General features: G+C 67.6%; 16 protein-coding genes. 10 read left to right on the forward strand and 6 right to left on the reverse strand.

Annotated features, from left to right (window positions below):
- The first annotated feature begins 135 nt into the window (after nucleotides 1–135).
- Nucleotides 136–2,970 carry a TonB-dependent receptor gene (locus AC4GY7_RS07650; protein ID WP_491112858.1) on the forward strand — a complete coding sequence of 945 codons (2,835 nt, stop codon included), beginning with the start codon at nucleotides 136–138 and terminating at the stop codon, nucleotides 2,968–2,970.
- A 66-nt stretch (nucleotides 2,971–3,036) separates the two neighbouring features.
- On the opposite strand, the gene AC4GY7_RS07655 is transcribed toward AC4GY7_RS07650, so the two are convergent.
- The 4 genes from AC4GY7_RS07655 to AC4GY7_RS07670 form a co-directional block, all read right to left on the reverse strand.
- Nucleotides 3,037–5,781 (reverse strand): [protein-PII] uridylyltransferase, encoded by a 2,745-nt coding sequence (locus AC4GY7_RS07655; RefSeq protein ID WP_491112859.1) that lies wholly within the window; start codon nucleotides 5,779–5,781, stop codon nucleotides 3,037–3,039.
- 631 nt (nucleotides 5,782–6,412) lie between these two features.
- Nucleotides 6,413–8,992, reverse strand: a complete 2,580-nt coding sequence (mutS, locus tag AC4GY7_RS07660; RefSeq protein WP_491113704.1) for a DNA mismatch repair protein MutS — start codon at nucleotides 8,990–8,992, stop codon at nucleotides 6,413–6,415.
- Nucleotides 8,993–9,015: 23 nt separating this feature from the next.
- Nucleotides 9,016–9,288: a type II toxin-antitoxin system RelE/ParE family toxin gene (locus AC4GY7_RS07665; protein WP_491112860.1), complete on the reverse strand. Its 273-nt coding sequence runs from the start codon at nucleotides 9,286–9,288 to the stop codon at nucleotides 9,016–9,018.
- Nucleotides 9,281–9,469, reverse strand: a complete 189-nt coding sequence (locus AC4GY7_RS07670) for a hypothetical protein (RefSeq protein WP_443583984.1) — start codon at nucleotides 9,467–9,469, stop codon at nucleotides 9,281–9,283. The genes AC4GY7_RS07665 and AC4GY7_RS07670 overlap by 8 nt, the downstream gene beginning before the upstream one ends.
- 88 nt (nucleotides 9,470–9,557) lie before the next feature.
- Here AC4GY7_RS07670 and AC4GY7_RS07675 point away from each other — a divergent pair, with 88 nt between their 5' ends.
- The 8 genes from AC4GY7_RS07675 (at nucleotide 9,558) to AC4GY7_RS07710 (ending at nucleotide 18,256) form a co-directional block, all read left to right on the forward strand.
- Entirely contained in the window at nucleotides 9,558–11,816 is a 2,259-nt protein-coding gene (locus AC4GY7_RS07675) for an NADP-dependent malic enzyme (RefSeq protein WP_491112861.1), read from the forward strand.
- A 570-nt stretch (nucleotides 11,817–12,386) separates the two neighbouring features.
- Nucleotides 12,387–12,791, forward strand: a complete 405-nt coding sequence (locus AC4GY7_RS07680; protein ID WP_491112862.1) for a curli assembly protein CsgF — start codon at nucleotides 12,387–12,389, stop codon at nucleotides 12,789–12,791.
- A 34-nt stretch (nucleotides 12,792–12,825) separates the two neighbouring features.
- A complete protein-coding gene (locus tag AC4GY7_RS07685) occupies nucleotides 12,826–13,770 on the forward strand; it encodes a CsgG/HfaB family protein (RefSeq protein WP_491112863.1) in 945 nt (314 codons plus the stop codon).
- Nucleotides 13,771–13,985: 215 nt separating this feature from the next.
- Entirely contained in the window at nucleotides 13,986–14,717 is a 732-nt protein-coding gene (locus AC4GY7_RS07690; RefSeq protein ID WP_491112864.1) for a hypothetical protein, read from the forward strand.
- 79 nt (nucleotides 14,718–14,796) lie between these two features.
- Complete coding sequence (locus tag AC4GY7_RS07695) at nucleotides 14,797–15,396, forward strand: hypothetical protein (RefSeq protein WP_491112865.1); 600 nt, start codon at nucleotides 14,797–14,799, stop codon at nucleotides 15,394–15,396.
- The gene (locus tag AC4GY7_RS07700; RefSeq protein WP_491112866.1) at nucleotides 15,396–16,160 is read left to right on the forward strand and encodes a hypothetical protein; all 765 of its coding nucleotides are present in this window, start codon (nucleotides 15,396–15,398) and stop codon (nucleotides 16,158–16,160) included. The genes AC4GY7_RS07695 and AC4GY7_RS07700 overlap by 1 nt, the downstream gene beginning before the upstream one ends.
- Nucleotides 16,161–16,299: 139 nt before the next feature.
- The gene (locus AC4GY7_RS07705) at nucleotides 16,300–16,851 is read left to right on the forward strand and encodes a hypothetical protein (protein WP_491112867.1); all 552 of its coding nucleotides are present in this window, start codon (nucleotides 16,300–16,302) and stop codon (nucleotides 16,849–16,851) included.
- Between the two features lie 46 nt (nucleotides 16,852–16,897).
- On the forward strand, nucleotides 16,898–18,256 hold the full coding sequence (locus tag AC4GY7_RS07710; RefSeq protein WP_491112868.1) for a glycoside hydrolase 5 family protein: 1,359 nt from the start codon (nucleotides 16,898–16,900) through the stop codon (nucleotides 18,254–18,256).
- Between the two features lie 69 nt (nucleotides 18,257–18,325).
- Here AC4GY7_RS07710 and AC4GY7_RS07715 read toward each other — a convergent pair whose 3' ends face one another.
- Entirely contained in the window at nucleotides 18,326–19,114 is a 789-nt protein-coding gene (locus AC4GY7_RS07715; protein ID WP_491112869.1) for an SDR family oxidoreductase, read from the reverse strand.
- A 120-nt stretch (nucleotides 19,115–19,234) separates the two neighbouring features.
- Nucleotides 19,235–20,380, reverse strand: coding sequence for an acyl-CoA dehydrogenase family protein (locus AC4GY7_RS07720; protein ID WP_491112870.1), 1,146 nt, complete (start codon nucleotides 20,378–20,380; stop codon nucleotides 19,235–19,237).
- Between the two features lie 223 nt (nucleotides 20,381–20,603).
- On the opposite strand from AC4GY7_RS07720, the gene AC4GY7_RS07725 reads away from it, so the two are divergent.
- Nucleotides 20,604–22,004, forward strand: coding sequence for an MFS transporter (locus AC4GY7_RS07725; RefSeq protein WP_491113706.1), 1,401 nt, complete (start codon nucleotides 20,604–20,606; stop codon nucleotides 22,002–22,004).
- Nucleotides 22,005–22,114 lie beyond the last annotated feature (110 nt).

Here is a 22,114-nt window from a genome sequence, read left to right on the forward strand (position 1 = left end):
TTGCGCTTTGGCGACACTCCGTTCGAAATTGCGGATACCGGGTTATAAAAAGCTAGACGTTCGCCCCTCGGCGACCCTAGCTTCAAAAGAAAACCCGATATTCGAAAAAGCGAAATCGTTCAGGAGAGAGAGCCCATGCGTCTTGCCGCGTACCTGCTGTCGGCTGCCACCATCGCCGTGGCGACGCCCGCCCTGGCGCAGAACAATTCGCCGGAGCCGTCCAGCCCGGCGACGCAGACCACGTCCCCGACCGCAGCCGGCGCGGTGACGCAGGACGACACCAACCAGGCCGATATCGTCGTCACCGCGCAAGGCCGTGCGCAGGCGCTTGCCGACGTGCCGGTGGCCGTGTCCGCCATCTCGGCGGAAACGCTGCAGAATTCGGGTGCCAACGACATCCGTCAGCTCAACCAGCTCGCCCCGTCGCTGCTGGTGTCGTCCACCGGTTCGGAAGCCAATGGCTCCGCGCGCATCCGCGGCATCGGCACGGTCGGCGACAATCCCGGCCTCGAAAGCTCGGTCGCGGTGTTCATCGACGGCGTCTATCGCTCGCGCTCGGGCATCGGCCTGACCGAACTGGGCGAGATCGACCGGGTCGAGGTGCTGCGCGGCCCGCAAGGCACGCTGGGCGGCCGCAATTCCTCGGCGGGCCTCATCAGCATCATCAGCAAGGCGCCATCCTTCGCCGGGTTCAGCGGCGGTGCCGAAGCGACCTATGGCAACTATAATTTCTACCGCGTCGCCGGCAACCTGAACCTCCCACTCAGCGAAACGATCGCCGCGCGTGTCGACGGTGTCTACGTGAAGCGCGACGGCTTCTACCATGATTATACCAACAACACCGACGTCAACGATCGGAACCGCTACTTCGTGCGCGGCCAGCTGTTGTTCGAACCGAGCAGCGACATCAGCTTCCGCCTGATCGGCGACTATACGCATCGCGACGAGAAGTGCTGCGCTGCGACCTATGTCGATCGCAGCGTCAATCCCGCGGTCGGCAACCTCAACGATCCGGTCGCATCGGTGAACGCCGGGCTCGCCGCTGGCAACGCCGGCAACAACATCGTCAACGTCATCCGCGATCTCGGCCAGCCGCTCGGCCTGGTCAACAACGCCGGCTACAGCCGCGAGGTGTCGGTGAGCCCGGGTCGCAGCTTCGCCGGCATCACCAAGGATTGGGGTGTGTCGGGGCAACTCGACTGGACCTTCGGCACCACCAAGCTGACGTCGATCACCGCCTATCGCGACTATGATTCGAGCCAGGGATCGGACACGGACTATAGCCGCGTCGACATCCTCTATCGTGCCGCCAACGGCAATTCCGCCCGCCGCTTCAGGACCTTTACCCAGGAACTGCGCCTGAACGGCTCGCTGTTCGACGAAAAGCTCGACTGGCTGGTCGGCGGATTCTTCGCCAACGAAGACCTGCGCGTGCTCGACAACCTGCGCTTCGGCACACAATACGGGCGGTTTGCGACGTGCCGCCTGGTTTCGGGCAGCGCCCTGGCGCAATTCTATGCGCCTGGCAACGCCGGGTGCCTGAGCGCGACGGGCCGCGCGGTGCTGAGTGGCGCGGTGCCGGGCGTCGCATCGCCGTTCGGCGCTGCGGGCGCGACCATCGTCGGCGCGATCGACACGCTCGACGCGATCAACGACAAGGGCTCGACCCGCGACGTCTACAACCAGAACAGCCGCAACTGGGCGCTGTTCACGCACAACATCTTCCACGTCACCAGCACCGTCGATCTGACGCTGGGCGTGCGCTACACCAACGAGCGCAAGCGGTTCGACGCCAGCTTCACCAACGACAACGTCGGCTGCGTCGCCAACCAGCGTGCGCTGCTGCCGTTCCTGTCCAACGCCGGCCTCGCCGCGACGGCGGGCGGCATCATCGGGCTGTCGTGCCAGGGCAATTCGACCGCCGAACTGAACGGCGTCACGATCAACAGCCGGCGCAAGGAAGACAAGTTCACCGGCACCGCGATCCTGTCGTGGAAGCCGATCGACGACCTGCTCCTCTACGGCAGCTATTCGCGCGGCTACAAGGCGGGCGGCTTCAACCTCGATCGTTCGGCGCTGAAATCGCCGATCCTGCCCTTCTCGGCATCGGGTGGCGCGCAGGCGCTTGCCAACGCGCTGCAATTCGCGCCGGAAACGGTCAACGCCTATGAAATCGGCGCCAAGTACGCGACCGGTCCGTTCAGCCTGTCGGCGGCGGCGTTCATCCAGGATTTCAGCAACTTCCAGCTGAATACCTTCAACGGCACCGTTTTCCTGGTCCAGAACATCAACGGCTGCTCCTCGAGCCTCAACGGCGGCGATCGCGACCAGAGCAAGTTCACCGGCGCCAGCAACTACAATGCCGCGGCGAGCACCACTGGCGCCTGCCCGGCGGGCGATGTCGGCTATGGCGTGCGCTCGAAGGGTGTCGAGCTGGAAGCCTCGCTGGTGCCGGCGCGTGATTTCCGCGTCACCATGGGCCTGACGCTGACCGATACCGGTTATCGCAACCAGCTGGTCGGTACTTCGGCGGGCGCGCCGCTCGACCAGGCGCTGCGCCTGCTGCCGGGGCGCAACCTGTCGAACTCGGCGGACATCGTCGCGACGTCGTCGGCGTCGTGGACGCCGCAGATCGGCGGCGGTTATTCGGCGCTGTTCTACGTCGATACGCGCATGACCAGCGACTATAACACCGGGTCCGACCTGTTCCCGCAGAAGGCGCAGGATGGCTATGCGATCGTCAACGCCCGTATCGGCCTCAGGACCCCGGACGAGAAGTTCAGCCTGGAATTCTGGGCGCAGAACCTGACCAATGTCGATTATGCCCAGGTCGCCTTCAATTCGCCGTTCCAGGAAGGCGCCGCCACCGCCGCGTTCCAGGATCCGCAATATCCCGGCGGGCGGCAGCTGTTCTCGCAATATCTGGCCGAGCCGCGGACCTACGGCGCGACGATCCGCGCACGCTTCTGATCTTTCAACAGGCAACGACCACCTGGGCCGGCCGCAGCGATGCGGACCGGCCCTTTCTTTTGGCGTTCAGGCCGCGACCTCCATCGTCTCGCCGGCCGCGGCGGTGCGCAGCCGCTTTTCCAGCGCCTTGAGGCGGACGGGCGCCTCGATCCGGTCGCCGGTCAGGTCGGTGACGTAGAAGGTGTCGACCGCGCGTTCGCCGTAGGTGGCGACGTGCGCGGAATGGAGCGTCACCTTGGACTGGAACAGCGCATGCGCCAGCTGGTTGAGCAGCGCCGGCCGGTCGCGGGCGTTGACCTCGATCACGGTGAAGCGGTTCGAGGCGCGATTGTCGATCAGCACGTTGGGCACGATCTCGAAGGCGTCGGCGCGGGTGCGCGGCGCGGGCTTGGCGACCAGCCGGTCGGCGAGCTTGCCGCGATTGGCGAGCGCATCCTCGATCGCGGTCCTCAGGCGGGCAAGCTGGCCTGGATCGTCGAACGGGCGGCCGAACGGGTCCTGCACCAGGAAATTGTCGATCGCCATGCCGTCACGCGTCGTGTGGATGCGCGCATCGATGATGTTGCCGCCCGCGACATGGATCGCACCGGCGATGCGGTAGAACAGGCCTGGGTGATCGGCGGCATAGATGGTGACCAAAGTTGCGCCGCGCATGGTATAGACCTGCGCATCGATCGACAGCTGGGCATCGCCCGCGGCGTCGATGAGGCGGGCATTGTGCGCCAGCACGTCGTCGGGCTCGGCGATCCAATAGGCCTCCGGAAAGCGGCGGACGAAGCCGGCGAAGCGGGCATCGTCCCAACCCAGCGCCGTTTGCAGCGTCGCCTGCCGCGTCGCGATCCGCTCCGTCCGGCCGCGCTGCTTGTGGCCGAGGCGCAGCACCTCTTCCGCCGCCTCGAACAGGTCGGCGAGCAGCTGGCGCTTCCAGCCGTTCCACGTCCCCGGCCCGACCGCCCGGATATCGACGATGGTGAGAACCAGCAGCAGCCGCAGCCGCTCCGGGCTCTGCACCACCTCGCAGAAATCGAGGATCGTCTTGAAATCCGACAGGTCGCGCTTGAACGCCGTCGCCGACATGAGCAGGTGCCAGCGGACCAGCCATGCGACCGTCTCCGTTTCGGCAGGAGACAGGCCGAAGCGCGGACACAGCCGCTCGGCAACCTCCGCCCCCAGGATGGAATGGTCGCCGCCGCGCCCCTTGGCGATGTCGTGGAGCAGCACCGCGACATAGAGCACCCGGCGCGAGACGATGTGCTTGATGATGGCGGAGGACAGGGGATGGTCCTCCTTCAGCGCGCCCTTGTCGATCCGGGCGAGCAGGCCGATCGCGCGGATGGTGTGTTCGTCGACGGTGTAATGGTGGTACATGTCGAACTGCATCTGCGCGACGACACGGCCGAAATCGGGCACGAAGCGGCCGAAGACCCCGGCCTCGTTCATCCAGCGCAGCACCAGTTCGGGATCGCGCGGGCTGGTCAGCACGTCGAGGAACAGCGCGTTGGCGCGGGGATCGCGGCGATGGGCGGCGATCAGCCGTGCATCGCGATTGGCGGCCCGCATCGCCAGCGGATGGATCTCGACCCCGTGCAGGTCGGCGAGCTGGAAGATCTCGATCAGGCGCACCGGGTCTTCGGCGAAGAAGCTGTCGCGCGGCAACGCCAGCCGGCCGCGGTCGAGCACGAAGCCGTGCAGCTTGCCCGGCCGGCGCCGGATCGTCGGCAGGCCGAAACGCCGCCCGCGCGCCGCGAACCGTTCGTCGAGATGCGCCAGGAACACGCCGGTGAGGTCGCCGACGGTGCGCGCCTGGAGGAAGTAATATTGCATGAAGCGTTCGACCGCGGGTTTGCCCGGCCGGTCGGAGAAGCGCATGCGGGTCGCGATCTCCCGCTGCACGTCGAAGGTCAGGCGATCTTCGGCGCGGCGGGTGACGCTGTGCAGGTGGCAACGCACCGCCTGCAGGAAATTGTCGGCGCGGTGGAACAGCTTGTATTCCTCCGCCGTCAGCAGGCCGACATCGACCAGATCGGCGCCGCGCTGCACGTCGTAGATGTATTTGCCGATCCAGAAGAGCGCATGCAGGTCGCGCAGGCCGCCCTTGCCCTCCTTGACGTTGGGTTCGACGACATAGCGGGTGTCGCCCATCTTGCGGTGGCGGGCGTCGCGCTCGGCGAGCTTGTCGGCGATGAACTGGCGTTCGGTGCCGTGCTGCACCTCCGCCTTGAAGCGGCGTGCCGCCTCTTCGTACAGCGGCTGGTCGCCGGTGACGTAGCGCGCCTCCAGCAGCGCGGTGCGGATGGTGACGTCGCCCTTCGACTGGCGGACCATCTCGTCGACCGAGCGGCTGGAATGGCCGACCTTCAGCCCCGTGTCCCACAACGCATAGAGCATGGATTCGATGACCTGCTCCGCCCACGGCGTCTGCTTGCCGGGGGTGATGAATCCGATATCGACATCCGAATAGGGCGCCATCTCCGCGCGGCCGTAGCCGCCGACCGCGATCAGCGTCAGCCGTTCGCCGGCGGTCGGATTGTGGAGCGGATGCAGCCGCTGCGTGGCGAGATCGAACAGCACGCGCAGCAGCTGGTCGACGAGATAGGCCTGGGCATTGGACGCCTCCAGCCCGCGCGAGGGGTGGGCGGCGAGGCGGCGCTGGATCTCCGCCCGGCCATCGGCGAGCGCCTGCTTGAGGATCGCGGTCGCCTGCGCGCGCAAGGGGGCGTCGCTGGCATCGATGGCGGCGATCCGTTCGGCGAGCGCCCGGCGATCGACGATCGCGCGACGGTTGGGGAGGTGATCGAAGCGGCTGTTCATGGCACCGGGATAGCCGCTGGAGATGGGCGAGTCGCCTGCTTCGCGGCGCGGAAGTTGGCGAAGTTGCCACTACGTCCCGTTCGAAATGGGGGTTTGCGGGTGGCGTCGAGGAAGAGGGCGGCGTCGCGGGCGGGGTGGTGGGCCGGCATGACGGATGGGAGTTTAGCGGAAGGCTGGTGTGTAGGACAGGGGGGGATGTCGATCGGCGGCTTCAGCTGCGGTGCCGGATCTTCGCGGAGTGCGTCGCCGACCTCCCCCTCCGTCACCGCTTCGCGGCGCCACCTCCCCCTGGCGGGGGAGGGCTATCACATATGGCGATGATGGCTGCCGGCTTCGGGTGAAGGGGCATGCCATCCGCATATTCTCCGTCACCCCGGACGTGTTCCGGGGTCCACCGCGCCGCAAACCGATAGCGTATGGGTGTGCGGGACGGTGGATGCCGGACCAAGTCCGGCAAGACGGAGGATTAAAGAACACCGCCGCGGATCAGACACCGCATTGCCCTGGCGGGGAGGACTGAGAGGAAGTCCTCCCTAGCTTCAGCGGGGGAGGGGGACCGCGCCCGCAGGGCGTGGTGGAGGGGGCGTTTCCCCAAGCGTCCTGCGCACTGCTTGTCCCGCAGGGTCACCGTTCACCCCTCCCGCGCCAGCGCCTTCAGCCGGTACAGGGTATCCAGCGCCTCGCGCGGGGTGAGGGCGTCGACGTCGATCGCCTCCACCTCGGTGCGGATCGCGTCGCAGGTTTCCTCCTCCACCTGTGCGGCGGCGGCGAAGAGCGGCAGGTCGTCGAGGCCCGCGGCCAGGCCGCCCGTCTTGGCGCGGCCTGCCTCCAGCTTGGCGAGCACCGCCTTGGCGCGGGCGACCGTGGCGGGCGGCATGCCGGCGAGGCGGGCGACGGCGAGGCCGTAGCTGCGGTCCGCCGGGCCTTGCCCCAGCTCGTGGAGCAGCACCAGCTCGCCCTTCCATTCGCGGGCGCGGACGTGGTGGAGCGTCAGCGCGTCGCAACGTTCGGCGAGGCGGGTGAGCTCGTGGTAGTGCGTCGCGAACAGGCAGCGGCAGCGATTGTCCTCATGGATCGCCTCCACCACCGCCCAGGCGATGGCGAGCCCGTCATAGGTCGAGGTGCCGCGCCCGACCTCGTCGAGGATGACGAAGCTCTGCGGTGTCGCCTGCGCGAGGATCGCGGCGGTCTCCACCATCTCGACCATGAAGGTCGAGCGGCCGCGGGCAAGATTGTCGGAGGCGCCGACGCGGCTGAACAGGCGGTCGACGAGGCCCAAGGTCGCGCTGGTCGCGGGCACGTAGCTGCCCGCCTGCGCCAGCACCGCGATCAGCGCGTTCTGGCGCAGGAAGGTCGACTTGCCGCCCATGTTGGGGCCGGTGACCAGCCACAGGCGGGAGTCGGGCGACAGCGTGCAGTCGTTGGCGACGAAGCGGTCGCCCGCGCGCGCCACCGCCGCCTCGACCACCGGGTGGCGGCCGCCGACGACGTCGAAACAGGCGTGGTCGGCGAGGCTGGGGCGCGCCCATTGCCCCTCCGCGGCGCGTTCGGCGAGCGCGGCGGCGACGTCGATGCGGGCAAGCGCGTCGGCGGTGGCGGCGATCCCTTCGCGCTGGGCGAGCGCGGCGGCGGTGAGTTCCTCCAGGTGCGCGGCCTCGGCGGCGAGGGCGTGGGCGCCGGACTGGGCGACGCGGGCGGCGACCTCGTGCAGTGCGGGGGTGTTGAAGCGGACGACGCCGGCCAGGGTCTGGCGATGGGTGAAGCCGCTGTCGGGCTTCATCAGCGGGTCGGCGGCGCGTGCCGGCACCTCGACGTGATAGCCGAGGACGTTGTTGTGGCGGACCTTCAGCGTCGCGATGCCGGTCGCCGTCTTCATCTCCGCTTCCAGCGCGGCGATGGCGCGGCGGCCGCCGGCACCGGCATCGCGCAGGTCGTCCAACGCGAGGTCGTAGCCGGCGGCGATATAGCCGCCGTCGCCGGCGTCGATCGGCGGCGCGGGCACGAGGGCGCGCTTGAGCAGGTCGATCAGCGCGCCATGGCCTCGCAGCCGCGGCGCGATGCGATTGAGCAGCGCCAGCGGCGTGTCGATCTGCGCCAGCCGCTCGCCGAGGTGCCAGGCGCCGTCGAGGCCGTCACGGAGCTGGCCGAGATCGCGCGGGCTTCCGCGCCCTGCCGCGAGGCGGCCCAGCGCGCGGCCGATGTCGGGGAGCGCACGCAGGGCGGCGCGGACCTGTTCGCGCTGGCCCGGCGTGTCGTGGAAATGCTGGACGAGGTCGAGCCGCGCGTCGATCGCCGCCTTGTCCATCAACGGCGCGCCGAGATCGCCGGCGAGCGCGCGGGCACCGGCGCCCGTCACCGTCCGGTCGATGCAGTCGAGCAGGCTGCCCTTGCGCTGGCCGCCGGTGGTGCAGGTGAGCTCCAGGCTTTCGCGCGTCGCCGCGTCGATCGCCATCGTCTCCGCGGCGCGGGCGAGGCGCGGCGGGCGGAGGAAGGGGAGGGCGCCCTTGGCGGTATGATCGAGATAGGCGACAAGGCCGCCCGCCGCGGCGAGGCCGGCGCGGCTGAACTGGCCGAAGCCGTCGAGCGTGGCGACGCCGAACAGGTCCTTCAGCCGCGCTTCGCCGGCGTGGCTGTCGAACGCGGCGCGTGGGCGCAGGCTGGTGGCGGCGGGCGCGTGGTCGCTCGTCTCCGCCGCGACGACCTCCGCCGCGGCGAGGCGGGCGAGTTCGGCGCCGAGCGCGTCCGCGGAGCAGTCGATCACCTCGAAGCGGCCGGTCGAAACGTCGGCGGCGGCGAGGGCGACGGCGCCGCCCGCCTCGCCGATCGCGACGCACCAATTGTCGGCGCGCGCGTCGAGCAGCGCTTCCTCGGTCAGCGTGCCGGCGGTGACGACGCGGACGATGCCGCGCGCGACGAGGGCTTTCGACCCGCCGCGTGCCTTGGCCTCGGCGGGCGTTTCGGTCTGTTCGGCGATGGCGACGCGGTGGCCGGCCTTGATGAGCCGCTGGAGATAGGCGGTGGCGGCATGCACCGGCACGCCGCACATCGGGATCTTCTCGCCGTCATGCTCGCCGCGCGCGGTCAGCGCGATATCGAGCACCTGAGCGGCGATGCGGGCATCGTCGAAGAACAGTTCGAAGAAATCGCCCATGCGGTAGAACAGCAGGCAATCCTCCGCCTCCGCCTTCAGGCCGAGGTACTGCGCCATCATGGGAGTGGGATTGGTCATGTGCGTCAGTCTATGTTGCGGGCGCCGTGGTGAACGGAGAGGATCGTCACCTCGTCCCCGTCGACGGCGTAGGTGATGATGTGCGGCGGCGCCGTCGTCAGCTGGCGCCGGCCATCATCCCGCGGCCGGCCGCGATGCGGAAAAGCGATAAGGCTGTCGCCCAGATCCGACAGCCGGGCCCTGGTGCGCAAGGCGGCAGCGGGATCGAACTGCTGGATATAGGCCGTGATCGCATTGAGGTCGGTCAGTGCTTGCCTGCTCCAGAGGACGCTAGCCATTCTGGGCGGCGAGCCAGTCCTCGAATGGCACCTGGCCCGGTTCTCCCCACGTGCGAAGCCATTGGCGCACCACGATATGGTCGACGCCGCGGCCGGACGCATAACCTTCCCGGGCGCGCGCAAAATCCTCGGCGGTCGGCAAGGGGATCTTGGGAGAGGATAAGCCGGCCTCGTGCTTCATGCCGCGATCATACCTGCGCTCGCCGCGGGTTGAAAGCCCCGTCCGAATTGGCCAAGAGCCGTAACGTCAGCCCTGGCAGCGAGGTCCCATGTCCGACGAAGCGTCCGTCCAATTCTCCGAGCGCGAGGCGCTGCTGTTCCATTCGGAGGGGCGGCCGGGCAAGATCGAGATCATCGCCTCCAAGCCGATGGCGACGCAGCGCGACCTGGCGCTCGCCTATTCGCCCGGCGTCGCGGTGCCGGTGCAGGCGATCGCGGACGATCCCGCCACCGCCTACGATTACACCGCCAAGGGGAATCTCGTCGCCGTCATTTCGAACGGCACGGCGATCCTCGGCATGGGCAATCTGGGCGCGCTCGCCTCCAAGCCGGTGATGGAGGGCAAGGCGGTGCTGTTCAAGCGCTTCGCCGACGTCGATTCGATCGATATCGAGCTGAAGACCGAGGACGTCGACCGCTTCATCGATGCGGTCGAGCTGATGGAGCCGACCTTCGGCGGCATCAACCTTGAGGACATCAAGGCGCCCGAATGCTTCATCATCGAGCAGACGCTGCGCGAGCGGATGAACATCCCCGTCTTCCACGACGACCAGCACGGCACCGCGATCATCTGCGCGGCGGGGCTCATCAACGCCTGCCTGCTGACCGGCCGGCGGCTGGACGAGGTCAAGATCGTCGTCAACGGCGCGGGCGCGGCGGCGATCGCCTGCACCGAGCTGATGAAGGCGATGGGCGTGCGCGCCGACCACGTCATCATGTGCGACCGCACCGGCGTGATCTACCAGGGGCGCGAGGACGTGAACCAGTGGCAGTCGGCGCATGCCGCGGTCACCGACCGCCGTACGCTGACCGAGGCGCTGGAGGGGGCGGACGTGTTCCTCGGCCTCTCCGCCGCCGGCGCGCTGAAGCCCGAGATGGTCACCCACATGGCCAAGGCGCCGATCATCTTCGCCATGGCCAACCCGGAGCCCGAGATCCGGCCCGAACTCGCCAAGGCGGCGCGACCCGATGCGATCATCGCCACCGGCCGGTCGGACTATCCGAACCAGGTCAACAACGTCATCGGCTTCCCCTTCATCTTCCGCGGCGCGCTCGACGTGCGGGCGACGGGGATCAACGATGCGATGAAGATCGCCGCCGCCCGCGCCATCGCCGAACTCGCCCGCGAACGCGTGCCGGAGGAGGTGGCGATCGCCTATGGCGTGCAGCACAGCTTCGGGCCGGACTACATCATCCCGGCGCCGTTCGACCCGCGGCTGATGGAGCTCGTCCCCTCAGCGGTCGCCAAGGCGGCGATGGACTCGGGCGTCGCCACCAAGCCGATCCTCGACATGGAGGCCTATCGCCAGAAGCTGCGCGCGCGGCTCAACCCGACGACGTCGGTGCTCAGCCTCGCCTATGAGGGCGCGCGGGCGCGGCCCAAGCGCGTGCTGTTCGCCGAGGGCGAGGAAGAGGTGGTGCTGCGCGCCGCCATCGCCTTCAAGGAAGGTGGCTATGGCACGCCGGTGCTGGTCGGGCGCGACGACGTCTACGACCGGCTGGCGGCGCTGGGCGTCGCCAATCCGCAGGAATATGAAGTCCACAACAGCCGCCATTCGCCGCTGGTCCCCAGGATGGTCGACTTCGTCTACGGCCGCCTCCAGCGCCGCGGCTACCTGCGCCGCGATGTCGAGCGGATGATCAACCAGGACCGCAACGTGTTCGGCGCGGCGCTGCTGCAACTGGGCGAAGCCGATGCGATGATTACCGGCATCACCCGCACCTGGGCCGAATCGATGCGCCAGGTGAAGCGCGTGATCGACCCCGAGGCGGGGCGCACCCCCTTCGGCATCCACGTGCTGGTCGGGCAGAGCCACACCGTGTTCATCGCCGACACCACGGTGAACGAGCGGCCGACCGGCGAACAGCTGGCCGACTTCGCCGAACAGACCGCGCAGGTCGCGCGCCGCATGGGGCATGAGCCGCGCGTCGCGATGCTGAGCTATTCGACCTTCGGCAATCCCAAGGGCGCCTGGGTCGACAATATCCGCGACGCGGTGTCGGTGCTCGATTCGCGCAACGTCGGCTTCGAATATGAAGGCGAGATGCCGCCCGACGTGGCGCTCAACCGGCGCCAGCTGGCGAACTATCCGTTCGCCCGCCTCTCCGGCCCGGCCAACATCCTCATCATGCCCGGCCTGCAATCGGCGCATATCTCGGCCAAGCTGCTGCGCGAGCTGGGCGGCGACAACGTCATCGGGCCGATGCTGATCGGCATGGAAAAGCCGGTGCAGATCGCGCCGATGACCTCCACCGCCAGCGAGCTGGTGACGCTGGCGGTGCTGGCGGCGGGCGGCATCGCACGCTGATCGCCGCGCGTCCGGACGACGGACGAACGGCCCCTTGCTGAGTCGAAAATGACGCGGCCCGCCTGCCGGCGGGCCGCTTTTTTTTGCGTGAATTCGGACGCGCCGACCGCCGGAACGTGCCGGGCATTGTCAGCGTGTCACGATATCCCGTTGATAATGAAGCGGTCGCCTCGCCGTAATAGGACTCAAGTGTCAGCCGCAGGCAACATTGCCCGAAGTCCTTGCCGGTGGCGGCATGCACGGCCTCGACTCTCGAACCCGGAAAAAAGTTCCGATGGGCGATTCGTTGCCTTAACCTATTGTAAATAAATCGAAAATCAGGGCTAGGCCAATGACGGGCTTTGCCGTCGCGCCGATCGTAATGCGCAATTACCAATTCGGAGTGAATTACAATTGCACAAAAAAATGCTGAATTATCATCGCGTTGAATTGGGATAAGTCGAAATGGGACAAACTCGTATTTGTTAACCCCCAAGTAATATTTGGCTTGGGGCCGACTCGGGGGTAGAGGGTTGCCAACGCATTAACGCACAGCGGATGGGGGCAACGGTGAAAGCAGGGGGTTTCAGGATGATGCTATGCGGCGGCGCGCTGCTGGCATCGTCGGCGGCGGGGGCGCAGGACCTGTCCTACCAGCCGATCAATCCGCGCTTCGGCGGCAATCCGTTCAATTCGAACCACCTGCTTGCCGAGGCAAACGCCCAGAACAAGTACAAGGATCCCGCCGACGCCGCCAACGAATCGCAGGCGGATATCTTCGCCCGCCAGTTGCAATCGCAGCTGCTGTCGGCGCTGTCCTCGCAGGTGGTCAACGCGATCTTCGGTCCCAACCCGCAGCAGAACGGCGTGCTCCAGTTCGGCGGGCAGACGGTCCGCTTCGATCGCGGGCTGGACAGCGTGCAGTTGCAGATCACCGACACCACCACGGGCAAGGTCACGACCATCACGATCCCCACGCTGGTGAAGGCGAGCTGAGATGCGCCGGTCGTGTCTTCTTCTGGCGGGCCTGATGAGCCTGGCGGCGTGTACGCCGTACGAATACGGTCCGTCGCACGTCGGCTCGGCGGCCTTCATCCCCGCCAAGACGCCTACCGAGGTGCGGTTGAACCAGCTGCCGCCGCCGGCGCGCCCCGTCGCGGTCGCCGTCTACGGCTTCGGCGACCAGACCGGGCAGTTCAAGCCGAGCGAACAGGGGCAGACGCTGTCGCGGGCGGTGACGCAGGGCGCCGGATCGATCCTGATGAAGGCGTTGCAGGATGCCGGCAATCGCCAATGGTTCACCGTCGTCGAGCGCGAGCAGTTCAAGAACCTGTTGAGCGAGCGGCAGGTGATCCGCGAAATGCGGGAACGCTATCTCGGCGAAACCGCGGTGAATGCGCAGGCGCTGCCATCGCTGCTGTTCGCCGGGGTGCTGCTGGAAGGCGGCGTGATCGGCTACGACACCAATACCGTGACCGGCGGTGCCGGCGCGGCGTTCCTGGGCCTCGGCGCCAGCACGCAATACCGGCAGGACACGGTGACCGTGTATCTGCGGGCCGTGTCGGTGCGGACCGGTGAGGTGCTGACGACGGTGACCGCGTCCAAGACGATCGCCTCGCGGTCGCTCAATGCCAGCACCTTCCGCTACGTCGCGTTCAAGGAGCTGCTGGAGGCGGAGATGGGCGTCACCACCAACGAGCCCGATCAGCTGGCGCTGCGCCAGGCGATCGAAAAGGCGGTGTACGGCCTGGTGCTCGAAGGCGTCGAATTGAAGCTGTGGGAATTCAAGATGCCGGGCGCGGGCGCCGCGCTGGTGAATGCCTATACAGCGGAGCGCGACGGCAAGTTCGCGCCCGAAAAGATCCAGACGGCGATGAAGGCAGCCGATGCCGCACCGCCGCTCAAGATAGTGGCGACCCACGACCGACTGCAGGACGCAGGCGGTCCCAACAAGGGAAAGACCGGGTCGCCATGACAAGACATTCGGGTTGAAAGGCGCGCCCCAACAGGCGTGACGATCGACCGAATGGCCGTACCCCCGCGGCATACGATTGATACAGGGGGTCTTCACGACGGGGCTGCAACCCCGCCGTGAAGGAACGTTGCCGTGGAAAAACAACGATCATGCACCAGGCCGGTTACCCGGCAAGGCGGCATGGTTATCACCTTAAACATGAAGGAATGACAACCATGAAGATTCTCGTCCTCGCTTCGGCCTCGCTCCTCGCGATCGCTTCGCCCGCCTTCGCTCAGACCATTGCGCCGACGGCCGTGGAAAATCCGACCACGAACGGCAATTCGAACCTGTCTTACATCGCGCAGATCGGCGATTCGAACACTGCCAACGTCGAGCAGTCGGAAGATCGCAACTACTCGGTCGTTTCTGCCGCTGGTAACGGCAACTTCGCCAACGTCACGATGTCCAACGCAAATTACGGCACCCGTAACGACTCGACCGTATTGCAGGTCAACAACGCCAACGTCGCGTTCGTCGATATCACCGGTTCGGGCAACAAGTCGCTGGTGCAGCAGGAAGCAAAGACGTCGGGAGCCGCAGAGAACGGCGCGACGGTGGAGATCAACGGCACCGGGAACACCAGCGAAATCAACCAGAAGGGTTTCCGGAACGTCTCGGTCACCTACACCGCTGGCAGTGCGGACGGTAACCGTTCGTTCATCAACCAGACCGGCAAGAACAACGAGGCCGGCGTTGCGCTGTCCGGCGACCGGAACTATTCGTTCATCGCGCAGCAGGGCAACGAAAACTATGCGCTGGTCGGCGGTAGCGGAAACGACAACTATTCGTACGTCGGTCAGGCCGGAAACAACAACACGGCGTTGACCGTGCAGAATGGCACCAGCGACGTTTCGGCCGTGTTGCAGAGCGGCAACGGCAACTTCGCCAACACCCTTCAGCGCTAATGATCGGGGCGCGCCCGCAGCGATGCGGGCGCGCCTTTTTTCTGTTTACTCACGACGCTATCGGCGGAAGGACGGTCCCATGACGGGCAGGATAGGGCACTATGCGGTGTCTGCCGCACTGATCGGCACCGTTGCGATGCCGGTCGGGGCGCAGCAGCGCGTGGAAAACGCCGGCGTGTCCTCCGTCGCCTTCATCGCCCAGGTCGGCGATGGTCAGAACGCCTCGATCCGCCAGAATGCGGCCGAGAGCCAGAGCGTCATCCGCCAGTCCGGCAGGGGCAATCGGGCGAGCGTGACCACCGGCGGAACGGCGCGGACCGATGCGCTGGTCGACCAGCGCGGGCGCGGCAACGAAGCCATGGTGCGCCAGACGGGCGAGGGCGATGTGTCGCTGGCGATCATCCAGCGCGGCGCCTATAACAATGCCACGGCGCAGCAGACCGGCAGCGGCGGCACCAACAGCGCGCTGATGGTGCAGGCCGGCGAATTCAACACGATGACGCTGACCCAGACCGGCACCGACAACGAGGCCAGGCTGATGCAGAGCGGCAACGGCAATACGATGGACGCCACCCAGATCGGCGACCGCAATGTCCTCGACTGGCAGCAGCAGGGCAACAACGTGGCGGGGATCAAGGTCCAGCAAGCGAACGGCGCCTCCGCCACCATCCGGCAGTGATGCGGCGGCCGCTGCCTGCCGGCGCGCTGCGGTTTGGCCCCTGCGCTGGCTTGCGTGTCGGGGCGGTGCTGCTGGCGGCCGGGTGGTGCGTGGCGGCGCTTGCCGCGCCGTCGATGCCGCAGGACCGGGCCGCCGTGGCGAGCGAGCAGATCGATCCGGCCCGCGAACGGCCGTCGTCGGCGATCGGCCAGCTTTCCGGCGCGCAGGATGCCGCGCCGCAGCCGCCGCTCGGCCAGATCGCGGCACCGGATGCCGCCACCGCCGCCACCGCGCAGCTGTCGCCACGCGAGAACCGTGTTCCCGTCGTGCCACGCACCGGCGAGCGCGACCGGGCGACGCAGGCGAGCCTGCCCCTGTCCAGGCCGAGCGACAGCCGCAACGTCGCCACCCCCCGCCTCGCCGGCGCCGACCGCTGCGATCCGCAGGCGGCCGGGGCCGGGAACAGCGCCTGCCGCAACGTCATCGAGACGCGGGCGGACAGTTTCGCCAACGAACCGCCGCAGCTGTCGCCCGAACAGCGCCTGCTCGCCGAACGCTATGTGCAGGGCGAGCGCGGCGGCGTGGTGGCGGAGGTGCGCCGGGTCGGGCGCAACGACGTCGATCCGGAATCGATCGATGCGCAGGCGCTCGCCCAGCTGATGCAGGCGCAGCGCGCGGCGGAACAGGCGGCGGCCGATGCCGCAGCCGACCGTGCGGCCAACGCGCAAGCGATCGATCCGGCGGTGGTCAATGCCATCGTCAATGGGGTCAACGGCGGCAAATAGCGCCTCTTTCCGGATGCTTGCCCGGAGCCGGCAAAAGGCGTGGCCGGGGGGCCCGCAACAGCCCTCTTGCACAATAAAGAAAATTGCTTTCCATATGTGATCGCGGCGTCGAAACCGCGGAAAACGGAGGGGAAAGCCGATGAAGGGGATGCTGTTCGCCGCGCTATGTGCGGGCGGAGCGATGCTAGCGGCCGGGGCCGGCGTGTCGGCGCAGAATGGCGACATCCTGCAAAAGGCGATCAACACGCCGTCGATCGCCTACGCCGTCTACGGGCCGGCGCAGAAGACCAAGGTGGTCAAGGCCGAGGTGCCGGGCGGGCAGGCGATGCAGATCGACGTGCAGGCCAAGGGCGCCAACGCCTGGACGGTCGGCGCGAGCTCGCCGATCGCCAAGGGGATCGCCAGGGGCGACAGGATCGTCCTCGCCTTCTGGGCGCGGGCGCCGAAGCTTGCCGGCGATGCCACGACGCCGATCGCCTTTGCCGGCATCACCGGCACCGCCGCTCCCTTCGCGCAGGTGATCGGCGGACCGGTGACCGTCGGGCGCGCGTGGACATTGCAGCAGGTGACCGGCGTGGCGCCTGCCGATGCCGCGGCGGGGACGGTACAGGTGACGCTGCATCTCGCCGCCGAAAAGGCGTTGCTGGAACTGGGGCCGGTGTTCGTGCTCGACATGGGGCAGGCGGGCTGACGCCCGCGCCCCGCCCCGCCTCTTCGCGTTTATCACAGGAGTGACCATGTATAGCCGGCGTTCGATCATCGTGGGAGGCGCGACGCTCGTCGCCGGCTGTGCGACGGGCGCCCCGTCCGGGGTGGCGAGCGCGGGGGCGGGGGTGGGGGCGGCGCCGTCGCGCTTCGTGACCGTCGACGGATTGCACTTCCGCCGCGACGGCAAGCCCTATCGCTATGCGGGCGCCAATCTGTGGTACGGCGCGTGGCTGGGCGCCGACACCGCTTATGGCGACCGCGCCCGGCTGGCGCGCGAGCTCGACCGGTTGCAGGCGCTCGGCATCCGCAACCTGCGCATCATCGGCTCGGCGGAGGAATCGCCGCTCAGGAATTCGATCACCCCCGGTTTCCGCGGGTCGGGGAGCACCTATAACGAGGATCTGCTGAAGGGGCTCGACTGGACGCTCGCCGAACTGGCGAAGCGCGACATGACCGCCGTCGTCTATCTCGCCAATTTCTGGGAATGGTCGGGCGGGATGATGACTTATCTCTCCTGGGTCAACGGCAGCAAATACATCAACATGAACGATCCCGCGCATCCCTGGCCGGAATTTCCGGACTGGAACGCGGCCTTCTACAGCAATCCGCGCGCGCAGGCGCTGCTGCGCGACTATATCAAGGCGGTGGTGACGCGCACCAACAGCGTGACCGGTTGCCGCTATGCCGACGATCCGACGATCATGGCGTGGCAGCTCGCCAACGAACCGCGGCCGGGCGGATCGGATGCGGTCGCGGTGCCGAACCTGCCGCATTTCTATCGCTGGATCGACACGACGGCGCGTTACATCAAGGCGCTCGATCCCCATCATCTGGTGACCACCGGATCGGAGGGGCTGAAGGGATCGATCGAGCGCGAGGACGTAGTGCTGGATGCGCATCGTTCGCCCGCGATCGATTACATGACGACGCATATCTGGCCCAACAACTGGAGCTGGATGGATGCGGGCAACCTCGCCGCGACCTATGATGCCGGTGCGGCCAAGGTCGCCGATTATATCGCGACGCACGTCCGGCTGGCGCGGCAGCTGGGCAAGCCGCTGGTGATCGAGGAGTTCGGCTATCCGCGCGACGGCGCGACGGCTTACGATCCGCGCATCCCGACGACGTTCAAGGACAGATTCTACCGGCAGATCTATGCGGCGGTGGAGGCGGATGTCGCGGCGGGCGGCCCGCTCGCGGGCTCGAACTTCTGGGCGTGGAACGGCGAGGCGCGCAGCCGCCACGCCGACCACCGCTTCGTGCGCGGCGACCTGGCCTATATGGGCGATCCCCCGCACGAGCCGCAGGGCTGGTATGGCGTGTTCGACAGCGATGCGGGCACGCAGGCGGTGATCCGCGCGCATGCGAAGGCGCTGGCGGGCGCCTGAATTTGACCGTCATCCCGGCATTCGCCGGGATGACGGATGGAGATGGCGGGCGATCGGGTCCGGTCGCCTCTACGCGTCGATGCTGGTCCCTAAGGCCGCGTGGACCAGGCCGCCGTCGACGGTGATCGTCTCGCCGATCACGTAATCGCCGGCGCGGCTGGCGAGGTAGATGGCGGCGCCGGCCATGTCTTCGTCCGTGCCGATGCGGCCCGCCGGGATGCCGCGGGCGATGGTGTCGCCGTGGTCGCGTGCGGCGCGGTTCATCTCGCTGGGGAAGGCGCCGGGCGCGATCGAGGTGACGTTGATCCGGTCGCGCACCAGCCGCGCCGCCAGCCGCTTGGTGAGGTAGATCAGCGCCGATTTGGAGGCGTGATAGCTGTACGTCTCCCACGGGTTCAGCCGCTGGCCGTCGATCGAGGTGATGTTGATGACCTTGGCCGGGCGCTCCGCCGAACCCGCCGCCTTCAACAGGCCGTGCAGCGCCTGCGTCAGGAAGAAAGGCGATTTGACGTTGAGGTCCATCACCTTGTCCCAGCCGCTTTCGGGAAACTCCTCGAACGGCACGCCCCAGGCGGCGCCGGCATTGTTGACGAGGATGTCGAGCCGCTCTTCGCAGGCCGCGAGTTGCTCGGCGAGCGCCTTGCAGCCGGCGACGGTGCTGACGTCCTGGGGCAGGGGGATGCAGTTCGGGCCGAGCTCTGCGGCGGCTTCCTCGCAGGCGGCGGCCTTGCGCGACGAGATATAGACTTTGGCGCCTTGGGCGATGAAGCCCGCGGCGATCATCTTGCCGATGCCGCGGCTGCCGCCGGTGACGAGGGCGACCTTGCCGTCGAGGCGGAATAGCGTGGTGGTGTCCATGTCAATCTCCTGATGTCACGCCGCGGCAAAGCCGCGTCGTCAGTCGGGTTCGCGTGCCGCGACCCGCTGGCCGCGGTAGGCCGTTCGAGCCGCGGATCAGCGTCGCTGATCCGCTACGACCTACCCCCCGCGTTTCATCGTTTCGCGGGCGATGATGACCTGCTGGATCTGGCTGGTGCCTTCGTAGATGCGGAACAGGCGTACGTCGCGGTACAGCCGTTCGATGCCATAGTCGGCGATATAGCCGGCGCCGCCGTAGATCTGCACCGCCTTGTCGGCGACGCGGCCGACCATCTCGCTGGCAAAATATTTGGCGGCGGCGGATTCGAGCACCACGTCTTCCCCGCGATCCTTGGCCGCGGCCGTCTCCATCACCATCGCGCGGGCGACCAGCGCCTCGGTCTTCATATCGGCGATCATGCCCTGGATCAGCTGGTGCGCGGCGATCGGCTGGCCGAACTGGTTGCGGCTGCCGGCATAGGCGACGCTGTCGGCGATCAGCCGTTCGGCGACGCCGACGCAGACCGCGCTGATATGCAGCCGCCCGCGATCGAGCACGCGCATCGCGATCTTGAAGCCTTCGCCTTCCGCACCCAGCCGGTTCGCGGCGGGTACGGGCACGTCGTCGAAATGGACGTCGGCGACCTTGGCGCCCTTTTGCCCCATCTTCTTTTCGGGTTCGCCGATGGTGATGCCGGGCAAGTCCTTGGGCACCAGGAAGGCAGAGACGCCGCGGCCACCCTTTTCCTCGCCGGTGCGGGCCATCACGGTGAACAGCTGCGCCTTGTCGGCATTGGTGATGTAGCGCTTGGTGCCGGACAGGCGATAGACGTCGCCGTCTTTGACCGCCCGCGTCTTCACCGATCCCGAATCGGAGCCGACGTCGGGCTCGGTCAGCGCGAAGCTGGTGACGATCGCGCCGCTCGCGATGCGCGGCAGCCACTCGGCCTTTTGTTCGGGGGTGCCGGCCATGACGAGGCCCTGGCTGCCGATGCCGACATTGGTGCCGAACGTCGAACGGAAAGCGGGTGTCGTCCGCCCCATCTCGATCGCGACGCGGCATTCCTCAACCATGGTCAGGCCGAGCCCGCCATAATCCTCGGCGATCGACAGGCCGAACAGGCCCATGTCCTTCATCTCCGCGACCACCGCGTCGGGGATCGCATCGGCGGCCTCCACCTCCGCCTCCAGCGGGCGCAGCCGCTCGGCGACGAACCGGCGAACGGTGTCGATCAGCGCATCGAAGGTTTCGGGATCGAGAGCCATGTCACCTGCCCCTGGCGCCTGCGGCAGGCGCGGTTGATTGCCGCCTCTTGCTAGAACGGCGGACCGCCGCCTGCAAACCCGAAATTCGAAATGGCATGATTGACGGCAGCTAACCCCATACTATGCTTGCGGAAAAAGATGAGGAGCGAGGATGCAGGTTGCAGGAGAAACCGCCGGCTCCGCCGCCGTCGTCCCCCCTGCGCGCCGGCTCGGCCAGGGGACGATGGGTGCCTATGCCTTCGGCGCCGTCGCCTATGGCGTGAAGGACGCGGGGTTCGGCACCTTCCTGCTGCTGTTCTACAACCAGGTCGTCGGCTTGCCCTCCGCCACCGTCGGCCTGGTGGTGATGCTGGCATTGCTGATCGACGCGCTGGTCGATCCGGCGGTCGGCTTCCTCTCCGATCGGACGCGGACCCGCTGGGGGCGGCGCCACCCGTGGATGTACGGGTCGGCGCTGCCGATCATGGTCGGCTGGGTGCTGCTGTGGAACCCGCCGTCGTCGCTGTCGCAGCCGGCGACGCTCGCCTGGCTGTTCGTCGCGGCGGTCGGCGTGCGTACCGCGGTCAGTTGCTATGAGGTGCCCTCGGTCGCGCTGACGCCGGAACTGTCGTCGGATTACGACGAGCGCACGCGGATCATGGCCTGGCGTTACCTGTTCGGCTGGGCGGGCGGCCTGGCGATGCTGGTGAGCGCCTATCTCTATTTCCTGGCGCCGACGCCGGACCATGCCAACGGCCTGCTCAACCGGGCGGGCTATGCCGGGTTCGCGCTGCTCGGCGCAATGCTGATGGGCGCCGCGATCCTGGTTTCCGCCTGGGGTACGCATCGCGAGATCCCCAACCTGCCCAACCCGCCGATCGTGCGCCAGCCGATCGCCGCCGGCTTTCGCGAACTGGCGCAGACGGTGCGCAACCGCGCGTTTGCGATCCTGATGCTCGCCGGGCTGTGCGCCTATACGGTGCAGGGGATCAGCTACGCGATGTCGACCTATCTCTACACCTATGTCTGGGGGTTCCGCGGCGTGATCTTCGTCTATGCGACGCTGGCGCTGTTCGGCGGCGTGCTGATCGCCTTCGTCGCGGCACCGCGGATCGGGCGGCGGGTGAGCAAGCCCGGCGCGGCGGCATCGGCGGTGGCGCTGGGGGCGAGCTGTAACATCTTGCCTTACGGCCTGCGGCTGCTCGGCCTGCTGCCCGAGGTGGGGACGCCGACGCTGCTGCCCATCCTGCTCGGCTTCTTCATCGCGGCGACGGCGTGCAACGTCACCGCCTTCATCCTCGGCGCCTCGATGATGGCGGATGTGGTGGAGGATTCGGAGGCGCGCACCGGCCGCCGGTCCGAGGGGGTGTTCTTCGCGGGATCGTTCTTCGTGCAGAAATGCACCTCGGGGATCGGCATCTTCCTGGCAGGGGTGATCCTGGCCGGCGCAGGCTTCCCCGACAAGGCCGTGCCCGGGCAGGTGGCGGTGGCGACGATCGACCGGCTGACGCTGACCTATGGCCTGGTCTATCTGACGATCGCGGGGCTGGCGGCGTTCTGTTTCACCCGCTTTCCGTTCGGGCGCGCCGAGCACGAGGCGCGGCTTGCCCGGCTTGGGGCAATAAAACTGTCTGATTCTCGCTAGATCCCGGCGTTCACCCAGGTGAAAGGATGATGCCGCGGCGACGCTTCGTCGTCTCGTCGGCGCGCAAACACCGTTCGCCGCTTATGGTTCCCGCGACCATTGGAGAACGC

This window comes from Sphingomonas sp. SP5, assembly GCF_058313455.1.

Bases quoted from the DNA above. Each gene is read 5' to 3' on its own strand.
- AC4GY7_RS07650 (WP_491112858.1), top strand. From the start codon at position 136: ATGCGTCTTGCCGCGTACCTGCTGTCGGCTGCCACCATCGCCGTGGCG.
- AC4GY7_RS07655 (WP_491112859.1), bottom strand. From the start codon at position 5,781: ATGAACAGCCGCTTCGATCACCTCCCCAACCGTCGCGCGATCGTCGAT.
- mutS (WP_491113704.1), bottom strand. From the start codon at position 8,992: ATGATGGCGCAGTACCTCGGCCTGAAGGCGGAGGCGGAGGATTGCCTG.
- AC4GY7_RS07665 (WP_491112860.1), bottom strand. From the start codon at position 9,288: ATGGCTAGCGTCCTCTGGAGCAGGCAAGCACTGACCGACCTCAATGCG.
- AC4GY7_RS07670 (WP_443583984.1), bottom strand. From the start codon at position 9,469: ATGAAGCACGAGGCCGGCTTATCCTCTCCCAAGATCCCCTTGCCGACC.
- AC4GY7_RS07675 (WP_491112861.1), top strand. From the start codon at position 9,558: ATGTCCGACGAAGCGTCCGTCCAATTCTCCGAGCGCGAGGCGCTGCTG.
- AC4GY7_RS07680 (WP_491112862.1), top strand. From the start codon at position 12,387: ATGATGCTATGCGGCGGCGCGCTGCTGGCATCGTCGGCGGCGGGGGCG.
- AC4GY7_RS07685 (WP_491112863.1), top strand. From the start codon at position 12,826: ATGAGCCTGGCGGCGTGTACGCCGTACGAATACGGTCCGTCGCACGTC.
- AC4GY7_RS07690 (WP_491112864.1), top strand. From the start codon at position 13,986: ATGAAGATTCTCGTCCTCGCTTCGGCCTCGCTCCTCGCGATCGCTTCG.
- AC4GY7_RS07695 (WP_491112865.1), top strand. From the start codon at position 14,797: ATGACGGGCAGGATAGGGCACTATGCGGTGTCTGCCGCACTGATCGGC.
- AC4GY7_RS07700 (WP_491112866.1), top strand. From the start codon at position 15,396: ATGCGGCGGCCGCTGCCTGCCGGCGCGCTGCGGTTTGGCCCCTGCGCT.
- AC4GY7_RS07705 (WP_491112867.1), top strand. From the start codon at position 16,300: ATGAAGGGGATGCTGTTCGCCGCGCTATGTGCGGGCGGAGCGATGCTA.
- AC4GY7_RS07710 (WP_491112868.1), top strand. From the start codon at position 16,898: ATGTATAGCCGGCGTTCGATCATCGTGGGAGGCGCGACGCTCGTCGCC.
- AC4GY7_RS07715 (WP_491112869.1), bottom strand. From the start codon at position 19,114: ATGGACACCACCACGCTATTCCGCCTCGACGGCAAGGTCGCCCTCGTC.
- AC4GY7_RS07720 (WP_491112870.1), bottom strand. From the start codon at position 20,380: ATGGCTCTCGATCCCGAAACCTTCGATGCGCTGATCGACACCGTTCGC.
- AC4GY7_RS07725 (WP_491113706.1), top strand. From the start codon at position 20,604: ATGGGTGCCTATGCCTTCGGCGCCGTCGCCTATGGCGTGAAGGACGCG.